This window comes from Paenibacillus wenxiniae (assembly GCF_039822605.1).
In the GTDB taxonomy this organism is placed as follows: domain Bacteria; phylum Bacillota; class Bacilli; order Paenibacillales; family Paenibacillaceae; genus Saccharibacillus; species Saccharibacillus wenxiniae.
Genome location: NZ_JBCGUH010000002.1, coordinates 566,929 through 593,607 on the forward strand (window position 1 = coordinate 566,929; position 26,679 = coordinate 593,607).

Annotated in this window: 16 protein-coding genes; 4 read left to right on the top strand and 12 right to left on the bottom strand. The window is 44.9% G+C overall.

Annotation, left to right across the window (positions count from 1 at the left end):
- Positions 1–32: 32 nt before the first annotated feature.
- A complete protein-coding gene (locus tag AAHF22_RS05375; protein WP_347323936.1) occupies positions 33–3,287 on the bottom strand; it encodes a GNAT family N-acetyltransferase in 3,255 nt (1,084 codons plus the stop codon).
- Between the two features lie 592 nt (positions 3,288–3,879).
- A complete protein-coding gene (locus AAHF22_RS05380; protein ID WP_347323937.1) occupies positions 3,880–4,860 on the bottom strand; it encodes an aldo/keto reductase in 981 nt (326 codons plus the stop codon).
- A gap of 573 nt (positions 4,861–5,433) precedes the next feature.
- Here AAHF22_RS05380 and AAHF22_RS05385 point away from each other — a divergent pair.
- Positions 5,434–6,351: an AraC family transcriptional regulator gene (locus tag AAHF22_RS05385; protein ID WP_347323938.1), complete on the top strand. Its 918-nt coding sequence runs from the start codon at positions 5,434–5,436 to the stop codon at positions 6,349–6,351.
- 242 nt (positions 6,352–6,593) lie between these two features.
- Here AAHF22_RS05385 and AAHF22_RS05390 read toward each other — a convergent pair whose 3' ends face one another.
- The 5 genes from AAHF22_RS05390 to AAHF22_RS05410 all read right to left on the bottom strand — a co-directional run bounded on the left by AAHF22_RS05390 (position 6,594) and on the right by AAHF22_RS05410 (position 12,656).
- A complete protein-coding gene (locus AAHF22_RS05390; RefSeq protein WP_347324115.1) occupies positions 6,594–7,331 on the bottom strand; it encodes an AraC family transcriptional regulator in 738 nt (245 codons plus the stop codon).
- 61 nt (positions 7,332–7,392) lie between these two features.
- On the bottom strand, positions 7,393–7,998 hold the full coding sequence (locus AAHF22_RS05395) for a LysE family translocator (protein ID WP_347323939.1): 606 nt from the start codon (positions 7,996–7,998) through the stop codon (positions 7,393–7,395).
- A gap of 162 nt (positions 7,999–8,160) precedes the next feature.
- On the bottom strand, positions 8,161–8,559 hold the full coding sequence (locus tag AAHF22_RS05400) for a hypothetical protein (RefSeq protein ID WP_347323940.1): 399 nt from the start codon (positions 8,557–8,559) through the stop codon (positions 8,161–8,163).
- A gap of 172 nt (positions 8,560–8,731) precedes the next feature.
- Positions 8,732–9,601: an aldo/keto reductase gene (locus AAHF22_RS05405; protein ID WP_347323941.1), complete on the bottom strand. Its 870-nt coding sequence runs from the start codon at positions 9,599–9,601 to the stop codon at positions 8,732–8,734.
- Between the two features lie 592 nt (positions 9,602–10,193).
- Positions 10,194–12,656: a TerD family protein gene (locus AAHF22_RS05410; RefSeq protein ID WP_347323942.1), complete on the bottom strand. Its 2,463-nt coding sequence runs from the start codon at positions 12,654–12,656 to the stop codon at positions 10,194–10,196.
- 322 nt (positions 12,657–12,978) lie between these two features.
- Here AAHF22_RS05410 and AAHF22_RS05415 point away from each other — a divergent pair, with 322 nt between their 5' ends.
- Complete coding sequence (locus tag AAHF22_RS05415; RefSeq protein WP_347323943.1) at positions 12,979–14,031, top strand: NAD(P)-dependent alcohol dehydrogenase; 1,053 nt, start codon at positions 12,979–12,981, stop codon at positions 14,029–14,031.
- A 791-nt stretch (positions 14,032–14,822) separates the two neighbouring features.
- Here AAHF22_RS05415 and AAHF22_RS05420 read toward each other — a convergent pair.
- Together AAHF22_RS05420 and AAHF22_RS05425 are read right to left on the bottom strand one after the other, a co-directional pair.
- A complete protein-coding gene (locus AAHF22_RS05420; protein WP_347323944.1) occupies positions 14,823–15,332 on the bottom strand; it encodes a hypothetical protein in 510 nt (169 codons plus the stop codon).
- A gap of 349 nt (positions 15,333–15,681) precedes the next feature.
- A complete protein-coding gene (locus tag AAHF22_RS05425) occupies positions 15,682–17,490 on the bottom strand; it encodes an ABC transporter substrate-binding protein (RefSeq protein WP_347323945.1) in 1,809 nt (602 codons plus the stop codon).
- Positions 17,491–17,723: 233 nt separating this feature from the next.
- Between AAHF22_RS05425 and AAHF22_RS05430 the strand changes: the two genes are divergently transcribed.
- Together AAHF22_RS05430 and cyoE are read left to right on the top strand one after the other, a co-directional pair.
- Positions 17,724–19,004, top strand: coding sequence for an MDR family MFS transporter (locus tag AAHF22_RS05430; protein ID WP_347323946.1), 1,281 nt, complete (start codon positions 17,724–17,726; stop codon positions 19,002–19,004).
- Positions 19,005–19,567: 563 nt separating this feature from the next.
- Complete coding sequence (cyoE, locus tag AAHF22_RS05435) at positions 19,568–20,500, top strand: heme o synthase (RefSeq protein ID WP_371834019.1); 933 nt, start codon at positions 19,568–19,570, stop codon at positions 20,498–20,500.
- A gap of 335 nt (positions 20,501–20,835) precedes the next feature.
- Here cyoE and AAHF22_RS05440 read toward each other — a convergent pair whose 3' ends face one another.
- From AAHF22_RS05440 to AAHF22_RS05450, 3 genes are all read right to left on the bottom strand, one after another.
- A complete protein-coding gene (locus tag AAHF22_RS05440; RefSeq protein WP_347323947.1) occupies positions 20,836–21,504 on the bottom strand; it encodes a hypothetical protein in 669 nt (222 codons plus the stop codon).
- A gap of 181 nt (positions 21,505–21,685) precedes the next feature.
- Positions 21,686–24,811 carry an efflux RND transporter permease subunit gene (locus AAHF22_RS05445; RefSeq protein ID WP_347323948.1) on the bottom strand — a complete coding sequence of 1,042 codons (3,126 nt, stop codon included), beginning with the start codon at positions 24,809–24,811 and terminating at the stop codon, positions 21,686–21,688.
- A complete protein-coding gene (locus tag AAHF22_RS05450; RefSeq protein WP_347323949.1) occupies positions 24,808–26,358 on the bottom strand; it encodes an efflux RND transporter periplasmic adaptor subunit in 1,551 nt (516 codons plus the stop codon). The genes AAHF22_RS05445 and AAHF22_RS05450 overlap by 4 nt, the downstream gene beginning before the upstream one ends.
- Between the last annotated feature and the right edge of the window lie 321 nt (positions 26,359–26,679).

A 26,679-nucleotide genomic window follows, 5' to 3' on the forward strand; every position in this document is an offset into this window, starting at 1 on the left:
TCTATGTTATGCGTTACGATTCGATATTGAATTTACTGCTCACTATTAAACTTACTGCCAAAACGAATCCGCTTCAAATCAGCGAACACCTCGCCCGAACACTCCGTTTCAGAAAATACTAGAAATTGCGGTGTAGTCCATTCCTCTTCACCGTGAGCGGTATAAAGATCGTCTGACATTTCCGTTAATACAACCTGTGCATCGATGAGAATGCTACTGGTGCTATCATCTGGATCGGTTACCATCGTCATTCCATATTTTCGCTCGCGTGAACCAAGACGAATGATTCCATCGGAAACTTCGGTTTCATACTCTGTTTTCCCCGCCTTGTACACAAGTGATTCACCTGCATGGTTGCGTAGTGAAACCCGGCTAGCTGTCAGCTGCTCACTTGCCTTCCAATAGTTCCACTGACGAATCACAAGTGGCGCAAAGTTACTGCCTGTCTGTTGACGAATATGCACGAATGAAGCGATAACCGGCGCACCTGGCAGCGTCACATAGTACTGGCGAAGCGATAAGCCTTTATAAGCGATATGATCGGTAATTTCCACGTCTATCGCGACACCATACCAGTGGTTGCCGAGCGAATCTTTCACATCGGTAAACGATACGGAGCGCGGCTGCTTTAACATACTCGCTGGCGACATGCCTTTGATCTGTACGCTAATACCGCCTGTCCACGGATTCCACCATGCTTTAGGACCGGGCTTTGGAAACGAAGAATCAAGCCATTCCACGTCATGATGTTCTAATGAGAACACGACTGGTGCAAACTGCTCGCTCACTTTGAACGTTAACACACCGTTATCTACACTGTGCACATCTCCATCATCGGTCTGCATCACACTGGTGATCATCGGCTCATCGGATACAGGAATGATTAAGCGCTGCTGCCTCAGTTCATAACTATCCATATCAAGTACAAGCTGTAGTACATCCAGCTTGCCATGTTCGATCGGCGTTAACGCTAGAGTGTTGTTCCATGTGCGCAGTTGCTCTTCCTGAGCAAGCTCAAACTGTTGCTGTTCTACGAAATGAGCGGATGAAGCGATAATTGTACCGTTTAATACGGTATTTTTACGTTCAATGATCTTCAATTCCGCCTCATTCGTAGAAATGAACGGATTATTCCGATTCCATACAATATCCAGCGACGGTTCCGCACGAAGAGTTTCGTTATCCGCTACTTGCAGTGCAAAAGCACGCAAATCCTGCCAGTCACTCCATGTGCCACCAGCAATCGTCAACTTTGGTGTACTCACTGTTTCATCAGGCTGTAATGTGCCCAATGGATGCTCTAAGGCGTAATGCCAGTGGTCTCGCAGCAATGCACGTTCTTGTGGCCAGATGATGCCCCAGTTGTTTTGCTTTTTGCGTCGGAAAAGCCAGTTTTCCGTAATCTCCTCCATCACCCAGTAATCGCCATATGACGCGTCCGGTCCTTTGGCTGTATCCACATACCGATTCTGGTAAGGCACAATACTGTTTTCAAATGACATACCGAAGGATGCCTTTAAAAATAATGGCTCGCTGCGCTCTTCTGCCGCTATATTGCTCACATTATAATGATGGGTAATAATCCCGTTCTGATAAATGCTTATACTGGTGATCAGACGCAGTTGAAGCGACTCCAATTCATATTCCGCTTCCATCGTAAATGCATGCTCATGTCGGAAAGAGACCGTAGTCGCTCGATCTTGCTTGAAAGCATTATCATACGGTAAACCGAATTTAGGATGCATGAGCATGCCGCCATGCTCTGTACCTTTATATATATCCAGCGCATTGGTGAGCTTGTTCAGATGCACATGATACAATCCGTTCGATGCCACCCAACCTTCCGCAGTCTGACCGCCAAAAGCAGTTTCTGCACCAGGCAGAATGAGACTGACTGGCTGCTCCAGCACTTTGACGTAATGTACAGTCGATGAAGACTGGGATGATGCAATCGCTGGTGAATGATCGCTATTTCCAGCTTCATTTGTTGTGTTTGCAGCTTCACTGTCCATAGATGATTGTGCTACAGCGTCAGATGCTGCTTCCACCGCTCGTTCAATGACTAGAGATTGGTACCAGATGCCGTAATCGAGTAGCGTTGCCTTCACAGTGACTGCCTGACGACGATGAGCCGGCACATGTATGATCAGCTCCGGCTCGCGGAACGATAGCAATGGATGCTCTGGCCAGCGAATACGGTACGTCTGCTCGGTATCGTATTCATTTTCAAGCGATACTTGAAGCTCTTGCTCTCTGCCTGCAAACCAGGTTTGTTCTGGCTTGTGCATTTTCAAGCGCACCGGGAAACGAGGTTCAATCCCGATTTTGAATGTCGCCGCCTGCCCGTTAATGAGCAGTTCAGCTTCCACGACAGGATGCGTTTGAAATGGGTCCTGTTCTTCTTCAATCGGCTTTAATTCAAATGTTGCTCCAATCTTCTCTTGCTGGACAACCTCTATCGATTGTTGAAATGACCACTCCACTCCATCATTGCTGCGGGATTGAATATCGACGTGCAGCGGCTTACCCGACTTGTTGATTAGCTCATATTCGATCGGATAGCTTGAACCAAATGGTAAACGGTGCTGCTTCGGAATCGTTGCCTGAATGAGATAATCATCCGTTTCGATCAAGCGCAAACCACGTCCAGTACGTTCATACTCCATCCGCAAATACAGATTATCTTTGCGCCATTCATAGGTAAAATAATCGAACCCATTTTCGCCAGTACCGTCTGGTTCGGTAGCGATTTCACGAATGCTGTCATTGTACCAGTCAATCGTTTCAAAAAAGGGCTGAACCGCAGGTGTCTGTAGCACGGAAGGGATCAGATTGATCAGATGCGTTACTTCTTCTCGACGCTCCCAGAAAAATCCAGCTTTTTTATAAGCAGGTACCGCTTTAACATTACCCGGCCATGTATACAGATCAACGCGTGGCCAGCCAAGCTTGATCGTCTCCTCCACAGCGCGCAATACAAGCTTTTTCCCAACCTTTTGCCCATGATATTCCGGACGAACATTTAACAGGGCAATGTATAACGCGCCAACATCTTCTTTATAATGCGAAAAGCTACAGTATCCGATAACTTTCTCACCGATAACGGCGAGGAAAATATTCAGATGCGGACTATTATGATGCTCTTTTAAAACCATTTGTTCGGTTTGCAGTGCACTATCGCCACCCCAGCTTTCCTGGCTGGCATTCCACATATCGGCGATCGATGCAGCATAACGTGGTTCGTACTCGACAATGTCTAAACGTTCTACATGATCTTTTGTTGTCATAATTATGTATCCTCCATCTTTTGAAGTGTATAAAAGTAGGATGTTTCTGTTGGCTTGCTGCTCGTCCGTACATTCAGATTAACAAAAATCGTTAGAGAAACCAAATTTAATTAAAGATGGTTGAAGAGGGCGATCTAATGTGAAGATAGGTCATTATAGAAGATAGAACATTATAGAGGATAGAAGGTGATGATTGTTGTCAGTGTAGTTTGCTTTAGGGGGATTATTTTAAAATTTTAGGTTGTGTTGGTAGATAACGTTTGTTATTTTCTTTTTATACATGTAGAGCGTAGTGGTTTGCTTGATTTCGTATGAGTGTAGGTGGACTCTTTTATCTATTTATAATTTTTCATATAATGAAATATTGTTTCTAATACGAGCACAGTAGGAAGTTTTCACTGTATGTGCTCCGGCGGTATGTTCACTACTATATATCTACTTTTCTATACATAGGAGCAAACCCGATCCAGCGTAGCCCTTCTTTTGAGCCGGATCGGGTTTGCTTTTGTGGATAAACGTATGGATGGATTACATCGTCTACAGGTTTTCCAATATCCATTTTTTAATATTCATTTTTAATATAAAAACAGGCTTAATTCGCCCCAACTACTGCATGCGGCACATACGGTTCCTCCAGAAATGCTACATCCTCCGCAGTCAGCTTCACCTGCAATGCGCCAACAGCATCTTCCAAATGGGCGATCCTGGTTGCGCCAATAATAGGCGCACTTACTGGATTCTTTTGCAAAATCCATGCGGTGGCAATCTGTGCGCGTGATACGCCATAGCGATTAGCCAGCTCAGCTACACGTTCAATAATGGTGTGATCGGTATCCATTGTCGCGTCATACTTGGATCGCTGCACGTGATCCGTTTCGGAACGTAAAGTGGCTGTATTCAGATCACGCGTTAAACGCCCGGATGCAAGCGGGCTATATGGAATGACACCAATTTGCTGATCAATGCATAGCGGCAACATTTCACGTTCCTCTTCACGATAGAGCAAGTTCAGGTGATTTTGCATCGAAACAAAACGAGTCCAGTTGTTCTTTTCTGCTACATGGAGTGCCTTCTGGAACTGCCAGGCATACATTGCCGAAGCACCGATATAGCGTACTTTGCCCATTTTCACAAGCTCATGCAATGCCTCCATCGTTTCTTCAATTGGAGTATCGTAATCCCAGCGATGAATTTGATACAGATCGACATAGTCAGTACCCAGACGCTGTAAACTTTTATCGATCTCGCTCCTGATCACTTTACGAGACAAGCCAGCTCCATTCGGGCCTTCATGCATTCGGCTAAACACTTTAGTTGCAATGACGACTTCATCCCGATTGGCATATGCTTTCAGTGCACGTCCCAGATATTCCTCGCTTGTGCCCATCGAATAAATGTTAGCTGTATCAAAGAAATTAATGCCAAGCTCCAGTGCTCTTTTAATGACCGTATGGCTATCGGTCTCATTTAATACCCACTCATGTACCCAGCGAGTAGCATCGCCAAATCCCATACACCCCAGGCAAATTCGGGATATATCCAGACCGGTATGTCCAAGCTTTGTATAGTCCATTGTATCCGTTACCCCCTTCTTAAGTTGTGAGATGAAGTGCAAAAATGTGTTTGTAAACGATGCAAAGAGGAGTGACGAGCATCGGGTAATGTATGCTTTTGCAGAAGTCGTTGTAGCGATTCATCATATAGCTCGCGAAATGTAGCTTCTGTCTCCTGTTCAATCAAAGTGTACAGACGACGAATCAAAATCTTTTCAAAATCATATATCCATTGACGCATGATCACGGCTACGCGATTCCATCATATGATCGGCTATCTTCCACTCGCATGGATATAGCTGGTCATTATACCATTCTATACGTAGCCGCATTCACCTCCCTCATCTCGTAATGCCAGTTGCAACTATATAGATGCAGTGGTTATGCATATAGTATGCCTGCAAACGAAAAGCAGGGGGTATCTCATTCATATTGAATGATTGCCTATTTCTATCATGCACATTCCCATAGCGATAAGGTACAGGGTATAATCGACCTGAAATAACATCGAACAGTTCGCTTGTACAAGCGAGAACTATCATCCTCAAATCTGCTGTCATTATAGACAGGATTCACTATAAAGGAGGCTGCTTATGTCGGAGAGCATCTACACACAGCATGCCGAGCTGGCTGCTTTAATAAGGCATCATTGCCCGGAAGAAGGCTTATTTGAAACAGCTATTCCTTCCTTATTTCTTATTCATCATCGTCAAATGACAGAGAGAGCCTATAACGTGTATAAACCTTGCTTCTGCTGTATTGCGGGTGGCACAAAAGATATTTTCTTAGCCAATGAACATCTTTCGTATGGTCCTACCGATTACCTGATTGCTTCGATGAATCTACCGATCGTCGGGCAAGTCGTTCAGGCTTCACCTGCGGAGCCATATCTCAGTTTCAAGCTGGAATTTTCGCAAAATCAGATTCTTGAAGTGTTAAATGAAACGGATCTGCCGCAGCCCGCGCGTGAAAGTGCGAAACGTGCACTGTTTGTTGGTCAGACAGAGCAATCGCTACTGGATGCTGTTATACGATTAACTCGATTATTAGATCAGCCGAAAGATATTCCCTTTCTAGCACCTTTGTTTATAAAAGAAATTTTATACAAACTGCTGCAAGGTAGCTTTGGTACGATGTTAGCGCAAATTGCACTGGAAGGCAGCAGCTCCTATCGTATTCGCGAAGTGATTGAGCAGATCACACGTCATTATGAGCAGCCACTTCGAGTCGAAGAGCTAGCGGAGCTGGCAAGCATGAGTGTATCATCGTTCCACCGCAACTTTAAAGAAGTGACCGCGATGAGCCCATTGCAATTTCAAAAGCAGGTGCGCTTGCAGGAAGCACGTCGTATACTGCTATCCGAGTCGGCCGATGCTGCTGACGTTGCCTTTCGAGTTGGGTATGAAAGTGCTTCACAATTCAGCCGGGAGTACGCGCGTATGTTTGGCGCGCCGCCGCGTGCTGATATTAAGCAGCTCAAACAGAAATACGGTACGATGCTGAAGGCGTGAACGATTGTAGATTCAGTTAGGAAAGTGAGATCGTAGGATAGGTTGAATGATGTAATAGAAAGGAAAAAAGCAACACGAAGCGCTATCGATGTAACATAGACGATTCGTGTTGCTTTAGTTATTCTTGTCTCCAGCTATACTTTTCGCTACATATACTCTTCATCACAGATGCTGTTCTATCAGCACTTTCCGGTCTACCTCTCTTTTGATAGATAGCTTTTTTTGCGATGTCTACGCTTGCTTTAACCCAAATACATCCTATATTCAAAGGCGGTAATACCGTATACACTTTTAAAATGCTTGTTCAAATGGGTCAGATCTGTAAATCCGCACTCGGTGACCGCAGTATATACATCTTTCTTTTGCTCAATCAGATGTTTGGCATACTCAATTTTACGATTCAAAAAGTACTGATAGGGCGAAATACCAGTCTGTGCCTTGAACATACGAATGAATTGAAACTTGGACAACTCCAGCTCGTTTCCAATCTGATCCAACTTCATCACCCCGCCCAAATCCGCATGTAGCATCTCTTTTGCTTTGCGAATCAAGCCCGGATCTTGCCTGGGGCTGGCGGTCAGGTCGGTCTGGATTAAATGATCTGTCAGCGACATCAGCCGCTCTGTACATAACGCATCATCCCCACCCTGTCTCATGGCATGAGATAGTTCAAGAATTCGGCGATTGAGTGCCCCATCATAAACGACTGGCGAAGCGAAGCGCAGCCAATGTTTTTGCCCGGCTGCCTCTGTTAGCATGTCAGGATCGATATAAAGCATCACATAATCAAGTCCTTCTCTATCATTAGCCATGCCATCATGCGCCTGTTCAGGGTTAAACATCATCACGCCACTGGCATGCGACAGATGTAAGCTTCCATCCATCGTAAAGCGCTGGATACCACGTAACGTCACACCAAATGAATATTCCTGATGCGAATGCCGCTTGTACGTAAAATCCTGAATACTGGCGGATAGCATCGTGATGCCTGCTGCTTTTTGGTATTGAAAGCGTTCTGTTGGATTCACGTGCTTATCCTCCTTATACCCACATCATGATCGCAGCATAGACGAGAAATGCTGTCATCACCAGATTCGTAATTCGTTGATTCCGCTGCAAAAACGTTTTGAAAATTGTACCAAACATCACCCATGTTGTATAGGCAAGGAATCCGATGAATGTAATGCCCAGTACACCAGCTAACAATGCAGGTACAGCCGAATAATAAGGCATAATAAACGTTGGAATGACGGTCATCGTGAACAGGATGACTTTCGGATTTACAAATTGTGTAATAAAGCCAGATCGAAATGTACCGAGTCCTTGTATGGTAGAAGTATCTGTAGACTTGTCCTGAACTGCGGGTGAAGGCTTACTTTTACGAGAAATTTGATAGGCTAAATAGAGCATGTACAGACTACCAACAATCTGCATACCTAATATAATATGAGGCAAAATAGCCGCCAGCACACTATTGAGCGTTGCCGATGCTGTTAACAACAATCCAAAGGCTACGGTTGCACCATACGTATACCGGAGTGCCTGTGCCGTCCCCTCTTTATTGGCAATCGATAAAATAATAATATTACTCGGTCCCGGTGTAAACGTCACAATAAAACAATATAACAAAAAAGACAGCATACTCATATACAAACCCCTCTCGATTCCACATCGTTGTTTGTATATCAATATAACGGTCTGGTGAGGATGGCTATAGTATATTATTGCAGCAGGTAATTATAATAGATATGGTTGATGAATTGAAGCAGTATATATTAGGCAAAGAGTAGCTTAGAATGAAACTGGCATTCAGCTGGAGGTATATTTTTGCACTCTGAGACTTTTTAAAAGCATACTAATAAATGCAATGCCCAATCCAAATAAAGTTAGAGCATCACTTGCAGCATTTACCGTCTTTACAGGAATACTTAGGTTAATATGATGTAGAACAAATATAGAAAAAATTGCGCCAGCAATAAGTACACATTCTACTATAATGAAAAAAGAATATATTAACCGTTTGCTTTTTTGACCATAACACTCCCATATAAAATTAATAAGATCTGCTATAGCCAATAATGTACCTGCAATCGCAAAATAAAGCATCCATTTCCCTGTTAAACTTGCAACGGACGTAATTCGCAGTATCCCCAAGATAATAAAACATAATGCTGCCATACCAACTACGATATACACTCCTTTATTCATTTTATACCTCCTATGTAAAATAGTTCTATAAATAGCATAACATTTTTTTGCTAATGAAATAACAAAAACCTCGAACGCAGACAAATCGCATTCGAGGTTTTCTATACCTCTAGGTTTTATATAAAAATAGAAGTTTTATATCTATACTGCCAGCTTTTTAAAATAATTCTCCTTACTCCGACAGCTTATCCAGCGTCTCAAAATCCTCATCGCTTAATTGCAGATGAGCAGCCTCAATATTCTCATCCAGATGCGCTACAGTAGAAGTACCCGGAATGGGCAACATCACAGGTGAACGACGCAACAGCCATGCCAGTGCGACCTGTGCAGGCTTAGCATCCAGCCGTTTAGAGATTTCATCCAACGGTCCACCCTCGCGAGCCAGTTTACCGGTTGCCAGTGGGAACCACGGAATAAACGCAATCTCATGCTTTTCCGCTTCTTGCAATAAAGCTTCAGCTTTGCGAGTGGACAGATTATACAAATTTTGTACAGAAGCGATCTTCGTAATTTTGCTCGCTTCGTGCAGCTCCTCTACACTCACTTCACTCAGGCCGATATGACGAATTTTGCCTTCCTGACGCAGCTTCTCCAGCTCGCCCAGCTGATCTTCCAGCGGCACTTGCGGATCAATACGGTGCAATTGAAACAGATCGATTCGTTCCAGACCCAGGTGGCGTAAGCTAAGCTCGGCTTGTTGACGTAAGTATTCCGGACGACCGACCGGGCGCCAATCATTCGGGCCAGAGCGAGTCAAACCGGCTTTTGTAGCAATAATCAGATCATCCTTGTACGGATGCAGCGCCTTACGAATAAGCTGTTCCGCCACAAATGGACCATAGGAATCCGCCGTATCGATAAAATTCACACCAAGCTCAACGGCACGCTGCAACACACGCACGGCTTCATCAGGATCTTTCGGATCGCCCCATACGCCTTGACCCGTCAGTTGCATGCTTCCATAACCTAGACGATTGACTTTCAGATCGCCGCCAATTGTAAATGTACCTGATGCTGCGGCATTCAGATTTTCGGTTGTCATATGAAATGCTCCCTTCGTTGGTGGACTTCCATTCAATCTGCCTAACTATGCCACTACTACCCATGTATCGTGCTTAATGCACCAACAGATTTTTGAAACAATCCCTGTCGCAGCATTCAACACCATGTTCAGGATGAAGAGTATAAAAGATAAATTGTTCAGTCCCATTGTATATCCTTTTATCCACTTACCCCTAATCGAAACTTTCTATACATTTGTGCTATATCATTTTAAACCATATTTTTCATATACATAATTATAGGTGTGCAAAATAATAAACAATACTAGATCACTTATCCGTTGTTAGAACACTCTTGATATAAAATAATTATACATGTATCCGGTACTCCAGTTCATTCAGATTCAGAGCGCTCTCTATGCAATTTCCTATTCACCTATCTGTTGTGCACTTCTATTCCAGCCCAAAGAGCACAAGTTAGAAAATAGCTTTCGCATTTCATTCCTGTGCTCTTTAGCAGCATAAGTATATGGCATATAGAGTCACTAGCATATAAAGTTACTAGCATCTATTCGTTACTGCCATCTATTTGTTACTATCTGTTCCTACCTGTCATTTTCCATTCCCTACATCCTATAAATAATGCGCTAAAATCACATCGGTTTGATACGGCGTCACACCCTGTTCCATCGCAAATACGGTATCCGCCTCCTCTATTCGATCGACAAGCTGCCCTCTCGCTTGCGCATGTAGTGCAAACAATTCTGCCAGCATCGGGCGACGCAGATCGGTAAATGCATGTCCTAACATTTGCAAGCTCGTCATATTATCTGCTGCCGTGATGCGGAGGCTACGATTGCGTACGATGGCATCCATCCATATCATCTCGCGTGTTTGCAAATCAAGTACAAATGGAACTGCCTGCTGTGCTTCCACGGTCAGATCAAACTTCGCCTGTACTGTAGCTGGATCATAAATCTCTCCTGCACGCTGATCCCCTCGCATCATAAAGCCAGCAAAACATTCCGGCAGTTCAGCAATCGCCTGTCCGGTATAACAAGCGATCTGCATCAGTACATAACGAGCATAGGTATGACGCTTGATTTGGGAAATGTACAGATCGATAAATTCAGAAGCTCCCTCCGGTGCATCTACGATATCGCCACTATGCACACCATACGGTCCCTTTAAATTATAAAAAGCTAACGTTTCGATCTGCTGCCAGTTCCCATCAAGCAGCACCGCAGACAGATCAATATCGACACGGCTATGATGTTCGTCATCCATATTTTTCCACCAGCAAAATAAACGAACGATGTCTCCTGCTGGCATCGCTATACGACTTCCGCGAGGCACCGTACGTAATGCTCGGCTGGCTGAGCGCTGTGACCACGGTACTGGAATCCCTTTTAATTGCGGATCGATATACACGCGACCCAATGCTGGACGTTCAGCAAATCGACGCTTCAACTCCTGTTGGATCATGTTCACGATATCCTTAGTGATCGATTTTTTTAAACGAGGTAAGCGGTTGGGAATGGCGACTGCTTTACCTGTATTTCCTTTTGGAAAAAAGACACGATAACGTCTCTGCTGTTGACGATGACGAAAATGCGCCATCATTTGCAAAAGTAAAGGTACCGCCAGCTCTTCAATATGAAGCTGAAACTGCTCCATAATTAGTGTCGTATGTTTCGGTTGCGAACGCAGCAGTGCATCCAGACGACGTGCCAGTTCTCCCGGACGGGTACCGAGCTTGGCAATCACTGCTGGATCACGTTCTATCATCCCCTGCTCGATCTCGGTACGCATCGTTGGAATGGATCGCTGGCGGCGTAGTGCCGTAAAAGCCTCCCAAGCACGTGGATAACGAGTACGCATTTCTCCTGGATGTAGCAGCTCTCCAAGCCGTTTCCACTGCTCCCGATAGAGCACCATATTCTCAAGCGGATGAGCTATACGTTCCAGCAATCCTAATAACAATCGACGCTCTGCCCGGCGAAATTTACGGAAATGATAAGCATTGCGCGGATTGTCTGCTTGCTCCGTTGATGCTGGTATGTGCATACCCTGATTGAGATTGTACACATTAGCCATGTGATTCCGTAACTGAGGCAGCTTTTTCGCCCATGCTAGATCGGTAGCCAGCCCGGATAATCCGGCAGCTAAACGCAATACATCGGTTGCTGTACGAAAATATACACTTAATCGCTGCCCATCTGCACGTCCTGCTTCCAATAGCACAGAAGCGATAAACGCAGCGTTTTCTTTGTAGGGAATCTGCTCCGGTAACAGCCATTCTACCTGTTCAACCATCCATAATCCCATAGTAAGATCATCCTTATCCTGGGCAGATAACGAACCATTCGCTGCTGCCAGATTACGCAGCATCCCAATACATGTATCTGCTGTCGCAAGACTGATCGGTTGGAGATGCGTTTTCGGTTCAGCAGGTGGCCGCATTACGGTATCATACTGTGGACGAATGCCGAATCGATAATGTAGCAATGCATTGATAAACAGCTCAGCTGCGGACGCTTCCATCACTTGATCAGGAAACTGAGGATACATCGGTTGATACTGTACATGATCGCCGACCTGCTCGCGCAAAACCGGTACGATTTGTTGATACAGCTCTGTCAACGATTGTACCGATAGCTGGCGACATTGCTCGATCAAATCGGTTGTAAATGTATAGCCTAGCTGCTCGATCTCTTGCAGTAAAGAAGCGAGTAGTTGATCTACAGCCGTATGCTGCTGGCGAGTATGTACAGGGTTATTCCACAGATCATTTTCGGACGCTTGCTTCTGATCATGATTATTATCTATCGTCACTGGAAGCATCACCTGTTCTGCACGACGCAACAAAATAGGATTCATCCACTGCGCTGGATGCTGCTCATGTCTTTCCTTTTGTAATAGATCATGCTCTGCCTGTAATATATCGTGCTCTGCTTTACGTGGTTTGGATGTATATTGTTTGGATGTATGTACGGTAGATTCTATTTGCTCAGGCTGGGATGAATGCCCTGCCTGGTGATACAGGGATTGATTACGTTTATTTTCCGATGAGTTATCGTTGTGATGTGTATTCATTGCAAAGCCTCCTAAATAACAGAAAAGTTGCAGGAGAGCAGGAACACTAAGGGATCCAATAAGGGAGGAGAAGGAAGTGTTCACAATAGCCTGCAACTATTCGTGTGTGTTGTTGTTTTCTATGGCTTTAGATTACACGATGCAAGGCGAGTTCAACAGGGCACAAGTATGGCGAATATCGACATATAGCCTTTTTATAAAATTAGTGAAAATTGCATCTATTTAAATTTTGCATATAATAAATGATTAAGTGTTCATTCATAACTTAATGTCACTTTGTCAGTTAGTTGATTTGAGGAACATCTATTTTATAAAACGAGGAGTGGGCAATATGGTACAAACACGAGTACTCCGTACTTCGCATGCAAAAGCACCTTTTGAGAAAACAACTATCGAACGTAGAGAACTGCGTCCGCATGATATTCTAATCGATATCAAATTTAGCGGCATTTGCCATTCTGATATTCATAGTGCGTATGATGAATGGGGCGGCGGCATTTTCCCAATGGTACCAGGTCATGAAATTGCGGGTATCGTTGAAGCTGTAGGTAATGAAGTGACCAAGTTTGCTGTTGGTGATCGTGTCGGGGTGGGTTGCTTCGTTGATTCGTGTGGTGAATGCGAATACTGTCAGCGCGGTGACGAGCAATACTGCACACAGGGCGTTGTACAGACGTATAACTCTCGCGATTATGATGGAAATCCCACTTATGGTGGATATAGCCAGAAGATTGTCGTAACCGATCGTTTTGTTGTCAGCATTCCGGATCAGTTGGAAATGGACGTAGCCAGTCCGCTGCTGTGCGCTGGCATTACAACGTATTCCCCACTTAAACACTGGAATATCGGCCCTGGTAAAAAGGTAGCTGTAATCGGTGTAGGCGGTCTCGGTCATCTGGCGCTGCAATTTGCACGTGCATTGGGAGCCGAAGTAACGGCGCTCAGCCGCTCGGCAAGTAAAAAGGATGAAGCGCTGGAGCTTGGTGCACATCAATACTACTCCACTGAAGAAGCGGAGACTTTTAAAGAGCTGGCAGGTCACTTCGATCTCATTCTAAACACCGTATCGGCGAATCTGAATGTAGATGCCTACCTGTCCCTGCTACGTGTAGATGGTACACTCGTTAATGTAGGCGCTCCAGCCCAAGCGGATCAATACCATGTATTCTCTCTAATTATGGGTCGCCGTAGCATTGCAGGTTCCCTCGTTGGCGGTATTGCCGAAACACAGGAAATGCTGAACTTCGCTGCGGAACACGGCATCGCGCCGAAGATTGAAGTAATCCATGCTCATCAGGTAGATGAAGCTTATGAGCGTGTGCTGAAAAGCGATGTGCGTTACCGCTTCGTGATCGATATTGCTACGCTGGACTAAGAGCTATTTCAATATACGAGCCGAGGTAAAAGTTAACTTGATCAAAACAGCGGGGCATGTACGCAAACTGTTTTGTAGTGGCATACACCATTCCGAGAAGGAATAAGTAAACGAACTACGGTATCGTACAGGATTATACAGAATAAGAGAGAGTTGTAGATCCCGATGCTCCAAAGAGGTAAGGTATTGGGCTTTGCAAAAATGACTTTTTCATTGAACCATGTGTTAGAAGCTCACTAACACTAGAAATCGTCCTTTCTCCTTCTTTCCTTCCCTCTACTCCATGCTGTATACATCTATACGAGTTTACGTACACGCCCTGGCTTATAATCGTATATCTGTATTACTGTTGTACAATGAACGTTCTACGGTAAGTTTGTAGCTCATAGGTTTGTAGCTTATAAAATTGCATAACGTTTACAGTATAGCGAAAAAGCAGCTTCCCTCCTGAATCTAATCAGGTGAAGAAGCTGCTTTTTTGCGATTTTATATTCGTAATCCTATATTCATATATTATGATCATCTATACTTTCCGACCATCTACAGTTTCGCTACTTACCTGTTTATTTACAAGGGTACCGTCAACGATTCATACAAAATTACAGAGCGCAACAGTATGAGAAATAGAACTCATTCACTCCACATCTATTCATGCTAACGAGCCGATTATGAAAATGCCACTGTATTCACTTTCTAAGCTTTATCCAGCTCCAACGCTGCCTGTCATCAAACCTATGCTCATGAGGCAGCCTATAGCTAGCTTATAAGCTTACAATTTACCCAGTATCCAGTTACCCACCATCCAGCTCATAGCGTGCCATTCGTTTCTTCTCCTCTTGCATCTGTGTATCGATCCGACTGCGCATCTTTTGTAGCACCAGTGCAAGCACTTCGCGGCGTTCGCCCAGATCAATCAGCATCTGTCGGATGCTCTCTCGTTCGGTTGTATTGGAGGTATCGTCTTTGCGATAACGTGTAAGCACATCTGCTACACGTACAATTTCTTCCTGCAATTCATGTAAATAACTAGTCACCACTTCCAACGACTCCATATACACCTCGCTTGCATAACCACGCAGCGGTGAACGTATAAATCGCTCCACATGGTCGCCCTGAACAAGCACCGGTGTGAATACCGGATTACCCATCAGCATTTGCAGGCTATCCAGCTGTAGCTCAACTGGCATTCGATCAATGCTAATCGCTTCGTTATGATCCACCATCTGTCGCAGTCGATGTTGCAGCGCAGTTGGGTCGGATGGAAGTTGCTCCACCTCGCTTTTCCGTACAAAATAGATCATCGTTCTTCTTCCTCCGATCTTTACGTTGAGTAGCCACAACGCCTTTCGACTACGACTTAGACTTTGTACAGATGTGTCTGGCTCTCATCATGGTTAATTCTTAACAGAGAAAATTAAGCACCTTAGATATATTTACGACATCGTTTGCATAAATCCCTGTTTGTAGGATGAATGACTACAATTTTTATCTTTCACTAAAATATAGCATTTATATCGCATTCTGTTTATATTTCTTATTGATGAAAACAAGTATGGAGAGCGGTTTATTCGTCTCATCCATATTTTCAAACCTACTTGTTCATTTCAAAATATTCCATTGTTCATAGATTTACCCTATTTTAGTTAAAATTCACGTATTTGCGACTGTTTTTTCTGATTTTGCAATTGTGCCTGCCATCGTGGACGTGTCTCGAATCCACATCGTAGACAGATTCGGAAAACCAAACGAATCCAGATGGAGTCCGCTCAAACTCCGGTTAAAATAAGCGCGTTGATTAATATGATTGCCGAGTAGCAGCCAGTGTTCCTCCTGTAGCTTACGCTCCATCTGCTCCAAAATGTGCTCGCGATCAGCACGTTCATGACGCATCACATCATACAGCATCGTATGCAGCACCCGAAGCTGCTCTGTATCCAGCAGACGATGCAGATGATTCACCTCATTGGAAAAGAAATTAATCAAATCCCATTCCCAGTCATCTTCCAGTACCTCGACTGCCAGTGCAATATGACCACCGATCAGGAGCCGATCTTCTTTCGCATCCAGCTCCAGATGCAGACCAATTGCTGCTGCACGCCGCTGGATCCATTCGGCTTCCAGTCGATCTTCCTTTTTGTGGGTAAAGCTTAATATTAGCGTTTCGCCAGTATAGCTACTTTCCGCAAGCTGCTGTCTGGCTTCTTCAAGACTATGACGCGGAATCGTTTGCTGTGCGCTTTTCCACGGTAGAAAGCTGCTTGCCGGTGAGGTACGATCGCCCTGTAACTCTTCCTGCATCGTCTGACGATCATATAACAGCCGTATCGCACGGCGAAAATGAATGTCATGCTGAACACCAGGCATACGCATATTAAACAGCAAATATCTGCCTCCAAGTGCAGGCTGTGTTAACTGACGACTGTTGCTCTGTTCCATCTCTTCTTCATCCGTTCCAGCTAACATATGGTATAAACGATGGGAACCTCCCTCCTGTGACAGAAACCAAATATCGACACGATCCAGAATCGGACGATAACCATAATAGCCATCAAAAGCGGTCAGCGACATTTTGCTTGCGTTTAACTCGGATACGCGAAATGGCCCTGTGCCGTTGATCGCAATCTCTTCCTGCTCATGCTCCGACACAATAGCCATATTAATATTGGAAAGCAGATGCAAAAACATCGTATTGGGACGCTTGAGCTTGAAGGTGAATGAATAATCATCATGTAGCTCAATGCCTGCAATATCCCGGTAGAGCCAGCCGATATTTTCTCCTCGTTGCTTAACTCGCTCCAGTGTAGCCAGCACATCGCGCGATGTGAGCAAACGTCCATCATGAAAACGAATGCCTTTGCGCAAATAAAACGTCCATGCCGTCTGATCCGTATTCGATTCCCATAAATGAGCCAGTTTCGGTATAAAATTCTCAGTCTTCGATTCATAAGCGACCAGTGTATCAAAAATATGACGCATAAGAAAAATCTCAAATGCACTAAACGCACGCACCGTATCCAGTTGCCCCAGCGGTCGATAACGAACGATACGCAATACATCCTGCCTGCTGCTCTCTTCCCGCTCCTGATGCAAACCAAGATAAATGTTAATGCGCTGTGACAAGCGTTCTCGCACATGCTCCTCGCCTTCAAATGTGCTGACCAGATCAAGCGCATCTTTTACCTTATCGCGATGAAGCAAATGCTGAACACGTTCGTCCAGCATATCCCCATTTGAACTTAGAAATTGTAAACGTGAGCTATTCCCCCGTCCGCGTCCGGGCTGCCATACAATCCAGCCATGTGCTTCTAGCCGGCGGATAATCAGCTTCACATTACGCGGTGTACAGCATAATAGTTGTGCCAGCTCAGCTACAGTAACCGTACACGTAAAGCCCGATTCACGCTCTGCGTTCAAGTGCTGGTATAGCTGTAAATATTGAATCATATCATTTTCCATCATGATGTCCTTTCTACAGGCTTTTTTTCGCATTGTATTTACCAATAAACGAATACAAGGTGACTATTTTCTACGAATTTAAAAGCAGATTTTCCAAGAATTTAAAAGCATATTTTACACGTACAGGTTAAAAGGGGAAGCTTACACAAAAAAGTCTTCTCTTTTTCTTCTCCTTTTATCTTTTTACAATGATAACAACTTGATTAACGTTTTGTAAAATATAAGGAGTGTTCAACATGATTGCCAAAAATTTAGCTATGATCCATCCACTCGCCTGGACGATCATCGTCGGTACGATGTTCGGCAGGCTCGTCACTTCCATGAGCGTTCCTTTTCTCGCCATCTATTTGACCTCTGCACTCCATGTGCCCGCTACACAGACCGGACTCATTATCGCGGGCAGCGCGCTCGCTGGTGTATTGTTTAGCTTTTACGGAGGCTATATTTCCGACCGCATCGGACGTAAACGTGTCATGCTGGTGTCTGTGTTTGGTTGGTCACTCGTCTTTTTCGGATTTGCATCGGCGCAATATGTATGGATGTTCTTTGTTGTTAATCTACTGAACGGAGTATGCCGTTCTACTTTTGAGCCTGCTGCACGTGCACTACTATCCGATACAACACCACCAGAACACCGTTTACTCGTCTTCAATCTACGTTATGCTGCTATTAATATCGGCGTCGTATTCGGCCCTTTGATCGGACTTCAGCTTGGCTCAGGTGCGTCGACATTTCCGTTTTACATTACGGGCGCCGTTTATGTACTGTATAGCTTTGTACTCGTGTTGCAATTTTACTTACATCCGATCCAGACATTGCAAAGTCATGCTTCGGATACGGCAGCCAGACCGAATATTCGGCAAGCGTTACAGGTGACATCGTCTGACCGCGTCTTCCTGCCTGTACTGATCGGGATGATCTTTTGCGTACTCGGTTATGCGCATTTCGATTCGACGCTAGCCCAATTTCTAGCGATCACACCGGATATTAGCAATGGCAGTAAAATATTTTCCTATATGCTGGCGATGAATGCTGTCGTTGTACTGATTGTGCAATATCCGCTTGTACGTACAGCCAGACGTTTTCGTCCGATCGTTCCGCTAATTATCGGCAATATCTTAGTAGCGCTATCGCTGATGATCTTCGGTATCGCCCATAACTTGCCTGTGTTTATGATCGGTGTGTTCATCTTCACTGTAGGCGAAGTGTTGATGTTCACGATGATGGATATGCTGATCGATCATATCGCTCCTGCCGGCTGGAAAGGCACGTATTTTGGCACGATGGGTTTCAACAACATCGGTACGATGGTCGCTCCGATCATCGGTGGACTATTGATCGATCGTGTGGCATTACAGGGTGGTATTCAGGTGTTCGCGCCGCTTGCTCTACTAACGCTCGTAGGTCTGCCATTCCTATTGACCGCCCATCGTCGCTTGACGATTCGTGATCAGCGTGCGGAAGCCGAGGCTGCTGGGGAGAATAGGGTTGTAGCAGAGAAGGTAGTTGGAGGCTGAGTAAAGAAGTCTTAATGTCCGTCACTTTCTAAATGATGGCATTAAGAATCAATAAATGATGCGAATATCACATAACGGAGACAAGGAAATAAGGGGGAAGGACGAACTTTGAGCGCGGGAATCTACAATGATCTTCTACTCTGTAGATTCCTGTGCGAGACCGGAGTCCGTCCCCTTATTTCTGGACGGAGTGATGTACCTCCCATCAGCCATCATTAACTAGAACGCACATTTAAACTATCTTTTCTCTATCGATACACTAGCAGCTCAACGCACACCAACACCACAATATCGTCTATTTCGCAATAACCATCCGCACCTTTCGATTATTTTTTACACGAATCGCTGGCTTTTATATTCTAATAGGTATATATTTATCTTGATGTGCGACCAATGTTTAGGCATATTTTCACAAATATTCCTATACCTTTGTGAAAATCGTTATAAAGTTTTCACAAATTCATGGCGTAATTTTAAAAAACGTCATTTACATCGCATGTTTGTACCTTATAAATGGTATGATGGACACATATCAAATACTGAAACGGGTGACATATATAGAGATGAAAAATCAAACTGGTCAAGCTGTACCTATGCAGACGAATTCGTTTCCTGCCATCTTCTTTGCGACCATCAAAACGGGAATCATCAAATCTAACCTGATTGCGATGTTTGCCGGATTGAGCATGGCTATTTATGTGTTTAATCTATCCTTTTTTGAGCATATTGGAGCTATTATTTTAGCGTTTATCGGCTCCTCGCTCGTGATCGGCTCTGCTGGAGCGTTTAACAATCTGTATGACCGTGATATCGATGCGATTATGGAACGGACTAAAACACGTCCAACCGTAACTGGTAAAATGGATGCCCCGAATGGACTTGCGATCGGTACGACGATGGCACTGATCGGTATCGCCCTGCTTTACATGAGTTCACCGATGGCTGCACTGTTTGGCTTCCTCGGCCTGTTCCTGTACGTAGTGCCTTACACGATGTGGACCAAACGCAAAACGATCTACAATACCGAAGTCGGTAGTCTGTCCGGCGCCGTTCCTCCATTGATTGGTTGGGCAGCGGTATCCAGCGATCTGGGACACTGGGAAATCTGGGCGCTGGTCGTAACGATGTTGCTGTGGCAAATGCCTCACTTTTACGCGATTGCGATTCGCCGCTTTGATGAGTATAAAGCCGCAAGTGTGCCGATGCTGCCAGTTGTAAAAGGGCTGAAACGGACTTATGCGCAAACGAACTTCTATCTGGTACTGCTCGTATTGTCGAGTCTGATGTTCTGGCCGCTTAGCCCGTACATCGCCGGCGTTGCTTTCCTGCTTAGTCTGTCCTGGCTCGTATTTAGCTTCCGTAGCTATAGCAAAGCAGGCACAGAAACCGACGTGAATAGCTGGGCGAAGAAAATGTTCATTTTCTCCCTCAATCATATTACGCTGTTATTCCTGATCATTATCGCCTTCTCCCTGATCGCACAGTGGTTGAGATAATCTTTCAGAAAATCTAGCGTGTCCATTCAAACTCCTATCTGATTTATCATTGGATGGACTCCATAATCTGCACTATAGGCTACCATGTATAATGCCATAATGTATATGCTAGAATGAGAAAAGCTTCACCGATAATGATCGGTGAAGCTTTTTTGTACGGCATTGCATAAATAACTACACAACCAATACCGATTTCGGATTAGAGTAGTATCTGTTCCAGCAAAACAGTTTGCGTACATGCCTTAACGCAATCCACCATTGCAACAGACGCATGTCTAAACATTCAGAAGCTCAGAAGCATCGTAGAATTGAAAATATACTACATAGAGATGTACTTAACAGTGCAACCATACTTGAAGCAATTGTGGATGTTGCTCCATATAATCTAGCCATAGCTGCACAAGCAATACACGTTGTGTGGGACATAATTGCAGTGCTTCCCTGCTCATTAACATCTGCCAGCGACTATACTGAACTGCGGGTGCCAGCGGTTGATAGTGGAGCCTACGTTTTAATGCGTATGAACGACTGAGATGCTTCAAAGCCAGATCCAACAGAGGACGTGTAGATGGAGACAATGCAGATTGGAATGTCCTGATATGGATTATTAATGAATTTGATGTGAGTGGGTGAGTGCTTATGCTTGTATTTCCTTCATCTATCAGCTCATGTATAGCGATTTGAAGCATCTCGATCAGTAATTGACTGAGCCAGTATTCCAGCCGATCCTCTGGTTCTGTCGATCGATAAGTGTTCGGAAAACGAACACTATCGTCGGTGTTGCTATTGTATTCGTCCATATTCAGCTGTTGCCGACTCATAAGCGCCATGTAAGCGCGGATTAAACGTTGCATTTTATAAGAAGTTGTTGTGTAGACATCGTCCGTATAGAGACAGAAAATCATATGCTCGATTGGTTGGCTCCATGCTTGCTGGAGTTCGTATTGTGCGGTTTTGTGCCTTTTTGCAGGTGATTGTATGAAGAATTGACCGGATGTCCTCATGCTTCCACTCCCCTGTGTTATAAACTAAGGAGACAGAACGATTCTGTCTCCGCGTTAGCGATCTTTCTAATACGAGGTCAATAGAACGGAATTTGGGTACAATACAATATTTTACAGTCGTTTTGATTGCGATAGCGGTGCTACTATTTACATGCAGCTGTTACTGCTCCTACTGCTCCGATTAATGTGCTGATCCTTGCTGTTTCCGTTTATCAATGCGCTGCTGTTTGCGTTCGGTTCGGCGCCATTGACGTTTCTCTTTCCACTCCGCTACAACCATATACAGTGACGGTACGACAAATAGCGTCAGAACGGTCGAGAAGATCAGACCGAAAATAATGACTACGCCAAGCGGACGGAACAATAGCTCGCCAATGGTAGCGATTGGAATCATGCCGACGATCGCAGTTAGTGACGTTAACAAAATCGGACGGAATCGTGCCGCAGCCGCCTGTATCACCGCTTCTTTCAGCTCCATGCCTTCATGTCTTGCATCTTCAATAAATTCGATTAATACGATACCATTTCGCACGACAATACCAGCCAGTGCAATAATGCCCATAATCGCCATAAAGCCAATTGGCGTACGTGTAATGAACAGTCCTAGTACAGCACCAGCTGCTGCTAGATAGACTGTAGTCATAATAATGAACGGAATCGATAGGGAATAAAATTGAATAACGATAAGGATGAAAATAATAAATACCGCCACTACAAACAGCTGCCCCAAATCACCGAATGTATCGGCTTGATCTGACGTTTCCCCGCCGATCGTCCACGTATATCCTTCTGGAACGTTCATCTGCTCTAGCTTAGGCTTAATATCCGCCATTACCTCGGTCGCTGTACGTCCATTCACATCGGCTTCAATCGTATTCACACGTTGCAGATCATAGCGATTAATTTGTTGAATCGTAAAGCCAGGCTTCATCTGTACGAGCTGAGATAGTGGAATCTGGGTGCCTTTGCTGTTCGTAACATTTACCTGTTGCAGCAGCTTCTCTGGATTAGAAGACTGTGCATCGGTCATATATAACTTCATATCAACCAGATGCTGACCATTATCGAAATCGCCTACATTAATACCGCTGCCCATCATTAATAACGTCTGAGTGAGATCTTTGTAGCTAACACCGTAGCGATCCATCGCCTGCTTATTCACAACGAAATCAAGTGCATAATTATCATTGCCCATCGTATCGGTAATGCCATACGTGCCTGATGTTTCGCTAATAATCTGTTTGACCGTATTAGTTAAATGACGTAGTTGTTCCAGATCATCACCTGCAATACGAATCGATACCGGTTTGCCGACCGATACACCGAGCGCTGCCCCTTTTACCGATATGTCGATGCCGGGGAATTGTTGTTTTAATTGTTTGGACCATTGCGCTGTAATGGTGTCGATATCCATGCCTGTTTTACCGGTAACAAGAATCTGTCCGTTATTCGCTCCACCACCGGAACTACCGCCAAGTCCACTAAATAGTAATGGTGCTCCGCCACCAGCAGCATAAGCGATTTGATCCACATCAGGCTGCTTGCGCACCCACGCTGCAATTTGTCCGGTGACCTTATTCGTTGCTTGTAATGAAGTTCCGGATGGCAATGTTACATTTACCGTAATGCGCGGTTCTTCTGAAGTAGGGAACAATTCAACTGGTGTTGCTGCTGCCAGTCCATAGATGCCTGTACTGACGATAAGGCCGATAAGGGCGATTAACAGTGGTTTTTGCAAAATACGCGGCATCAATCGATGCGCATATCCGTTACTGAATGCTTGAATTTGCCGACCTAACAATCCAGCCGGACGATCCTGGCGACGTTTGCCTCTTTCCAGTTGGCGTTCTTCATACCACTGTCTGAAAATAGGGATGATCGTCAGCGACATAATCATCGATGCCAGCATACAAAGTGAGATGACGGTCGGAATCGGACGGATAAATGAACCCATATCTCCTTGCAATAGCATCAACGGTACAAAAGCAGAAATGGTAGCGAGCGTCGCTGTAATGATTGAGACAGCGACCTCCTTCGTTCCTTTCACAGCTGCATCGGTTGGACTTTCGCCTAGCGTAGAAAGTCGGCGCTCAATATTATCATTAACAACGACCGCATCATCGACTAGAATCCCAAGCACGATAATCAAACCAACAATCGTAATCTGATTCAGTGAAATGCCAAGTCCAGGTAAGAAAATCAAACCAAGTGCAATCGAGATCGGAATCGCCAGCGCAACAAACCCGGCAGTCAACCCATTCATCCCAAGTGTGCAGATCAAAATCACAGCTGCAATCGCAATCAGCATTTCTTTAATCAAATCGTTGAAAATACGATCCACTTCATCATTTTGTGCAAATAGTGGCTCTAGCTTCACCGTGCCTGGCAATGTTTTTTCGAGCGAAGTCATCTTGGCGTTCAGACGTTGTTCCATCTTAGGCACATCTGCGCCAGTTTGACTGCTAATATCGAGTGAAATCGCCGGACTGCCATTGTAATAATTCAAATGACTTTCTGTAGCTTTGCCCAGTTCAACAGTTGCAACATCCTGTAAATAGACAGGAATACCATCATCATTCTGTGAGATGACAATCGTTTGCAATTGATTGTAATCGGTCGATTTATCGACTGTGATCTGATACGTGCGATCATCGTAAGTCAAATCACCGGTCGGGATACGGTTATTTTCGCCCTGAATCGCCTGTTGGACTTGTTCCCATGTAATGCCGTATTGCTGTAATTTGGACATATTTAGCTGAATACGTACTTGCTGATCTGGAATCCCGGCAATCGATACTTGCGTAATGCCTGGCACCGAACGAAGCTGACTTTGCCATGTCGTCATCAGATCGTTGAGGTCATATAGATTCTGTTTATCTTTACTGTAGATCACATACGATTTGACAAACGATTGCGTTAAATTATCATTGACGACAGGTGTGTCCGCATCAGCTGGTAATTCCGCCTGTGCATCTTCCACTTTACGCCGTAATTCATTCCATGTATCCGTCGCATTCGCATCATCCTCAGCTTGCACGACGATGCTGGATACACCGTTGCTGGAAGTGGAAGTGATTTTTTTTAGATTGGTCACTTCTTTAATTTTCTGTTCCAGTACTTCAGTGACCGTCTTTTCCATTAATTCGGGTGTCGCGCCTGCATAAGTAGTGGTAACGGTAGCTGTTTTGATAATTACATCAGGCATTAGCTGCTTCGGTAATTGACTCAGCTGGGCTACACCGACAACGATGAGCATGATGAAGAATAAAATCGTAATTTTACGCTTTTTCACAAAGTATTGAATCATTGCACAGCCCCCACATCCTCTGTAATACTTGTTGTTATAGGGGGATCACTCTGTGCATCTGTGTCTGTCGTATGAGCTGCGCTATTTCCCTGCTGCATGCCTTTTTCAATCGTCAGCTGATCTCCGTTAAATAGACGATCTGCGCCGGTTGTGACCACTTTATCACCAATCTTCAAGCCGTTAAGGATCTCGTACTGATTGTTATACACTTTGCCCAGTTTCACGTTAGTTTGTATAGCCTTGCCATTTATAGCCCTGAACACATGAGGCTGATTACTAGAGCTAATGACGGCTGTAACAGGTACGAGGATTCCTTCTGCTTCGGAAATTTGACGCGAAGCTTGCACGACCTGACCCGGTTTCCAGCTTCGTTGTGGATTATCGATAATGACTTCTACATTAATGGAGCCTGTATTCTCATTCGTTTGTGGACTAAGCTTGTTCACTTTGCCCCGGCGCACTTCATCATACAATTGCACACTGACCTGTTGACCTATTTTCCAATTGGACATGTCGCTGTCCGCAATCGGTAGCTGTACCTTTAGCTTATTCATATTACCGATCAAGAACAGCGGCGAACTGCCATTACTCCCTCCACCACCGCCTGCACTTACCGACTGACCAACCGATACATTTTTTTGTAAAATTGTTCCGGTGGCTGGTGCCTTCATACTTGTACGCGATAAGTTCAGCTTCGCGGTCTCTACAGCGACCAGTTTTTGATCATAGGCTGCCTGTGCTTGCTGTACGCCTGCATTCGCTTTGCTAACACCGGCATTTGCCTGTTCTACACTTGCCTGTGCGCTCTGGATGCCGACCTGCGCTTCTTTCACAGCTGATGCGGCTTTGGCGCGATCGGCTGCGCTTGCTCCTTCACGAATGAGCGACAATTTCTGCTGCGCATCGTTTAATGAAGCTTGTGCATCAGACAGTGCCGTTTGCGCTTTATCATGATCTTGCTGGGTCATTAATCCGTTATCCAGCAGTGTCTGCGAACGGGTCGCTTCTGTTTTCGCCTGATTGTAAGCGGTCTGTGCTTGAGTGACTGCATTTTGCGCCTGAGCTAGCTCCTGCGATCGGGCACCTGACTGTATATCCTGTTCACCGATGCGTGCACTTTCCAGTTTCGCCTGTGCAGAAGAAACGCCTGCTCTGGCAGATTGCTGTCCAGCCTGTGCGTCTCGCAGCGATGCTTTCGCACTCGCTAAAGAGGCTGCGGCTGCGGACACATCCTCCTGTGCATTTTGTAACGATAATTGTAAATCAGCGGTGTCCAGCTTCGCGATCATATCGCCTTTACTCACCTGATCTCCGATCTCTTTGTTAATTTGAATAACAGTGCCTGCCGTTTGAAAAGAAACAGGTGTCTGATCGTATGCCTCCAGCGTGCCAGACAGATCATAGCTTGTATTCAGCGGTTGCTTTTTCACCGTCATGATCTGTACCGTGCTCGTTGTCGGCTGTACTGCTGCTGGCTCGCTGGAGCATGCTGCCAACGCCATAAGTAGTAATGTGGACGTGAAGGCCATCGGCCATTTTTTGCTCATAGGTGTCGTATCCTCCTGTAATGATTCATATCGTCTGTACCCCATGTATACAGACTAGCAAAATCATCGAACAGCCGAATCGTCCATACGTGCAATTGCCCTTTTTTGCCCGTTTGCCCAAAAGGGCAGCATCCAGAAACCGATCGTGCCGCAGACAATACAAAAACACTCATTCCAACGAATGAGTGTCAGCAAACGAGCGATCCAGCGCTCGATTATATAACGAACATCTACTTTTCCCTATCTTATTTGTGCTGTAGTATGTCTGACTATCTGTGCAGACCAAATAGCATACATACACAACGATTCTAAATGCACCAT

Excerpts from the sequence above, each read along its gene's own strand:
- AAHF22_RS05405 (WP_347323941.1), bottom strand. The coding sequence starts at position 9,601 with ATGACAACCGAAAATCTGAATGCCGCAGCATCAGGTACATTTACAATT.
- AAHF22_RS05430 (WP_347323946.1), top strand. The coding sequence starts at position 17,724 with ATGATTGCCAAAAATTTAGCTATGATCCATCCACTCGCCTGGACGATC.
- AAHF22_RS05390 (WP_347324115.1), bottom strand. The coding sequence starts at position 7,331 with ATGCTATCCGCCAGTATTCAGGATTTTACGTACAAGCGGCATTCGCAT.
- AAHF22_RS05380 (WP_347323937.1), bottom strand. The coding sequence starts at position 4,860 with ATGGACTATACAAAGCTTGGACATACCGGTCTGGATATATCCCGAATT.
- AAHF22_RS05385 (WP_347323938.1), top strand. The coding sequence starts at position 5,434 with ATGTCGGAGAGCATCTACACACAGCATGCCGAGCTGGCTGCTTTAATA.
- AAHF22_RS05425 (WP_347323945.1), bottom strand. The coding sequence starts at position 17,490 with ATGATGGAAAATGATATGATTCAATATTTACAGCTATACCAGCACTTG.
- AAHF22_RS05400 (WP_347323940.1), bottom strand. The coding sequence starts at position 8,559 with ATGAATAAAGGAGTGTATATCGTAGTTGGTATGGCAGCATTATGTTTT.
- AAHF22_RS05440 (WP_347323947.1), bottom strand. The coding sequence starts at position 21,504 with ATGAGGACATCCGGTCAATTCTTCATACAATCACCTGCAAAAAGGCAC.
- AAHF22_RS05445 (WP_347323948.1), bottom strand. The coding sequence starts at position 24,811 with ATGATTCAATACTTTGTGAAAAAGCGTAAAATTACGATTTTATTCTTC.
- AAHF22_RS05450 (WP_347323949.1), bottom strand. The coding sequence starts at position 26,358 with ATGAGCAAAAAATGGCCGATGGCCTTCACGTCCACATTACTACTTATG.
- AAHF22_RS05395 (WP_347323939.1), bottom strand. The coding sequence starts at position 7,998 with ATGAGTATGCTGTCTTTTTTGTTATATTGTTTTATTGTGACGTTTACA.
- AAHF22_RS05410 (WP_347323942.1), bottom strand. The coding sequence starts at position 12,656 with ATGAATACACATCACAACGATAACTCATCGGAAAATAAACGTAATCAA.
- AAHF22_RS05420 (WP_347323944.1), bottom strand. The coding sequence starts at position 15,332 with ATGATCTATTTTGTACGGAAAAGCGAGGTGGAGCAACTTCCATCCGAC.
- cyoE (WP_371834019.1), top strand. The coding sequence starts at position 19,568 with ATGAAAAATCAAACTGGTCAAGCTGTACCTATGCAGACGAATTCGTTT.
- AAHF22_RS05375 (WP_347323936.1), bottom strand. The coding sequence starts at position 3,287 with ATGACAACAAAAGATCATGTAGAACGTTTAGACATTGTCGAGTACGAA.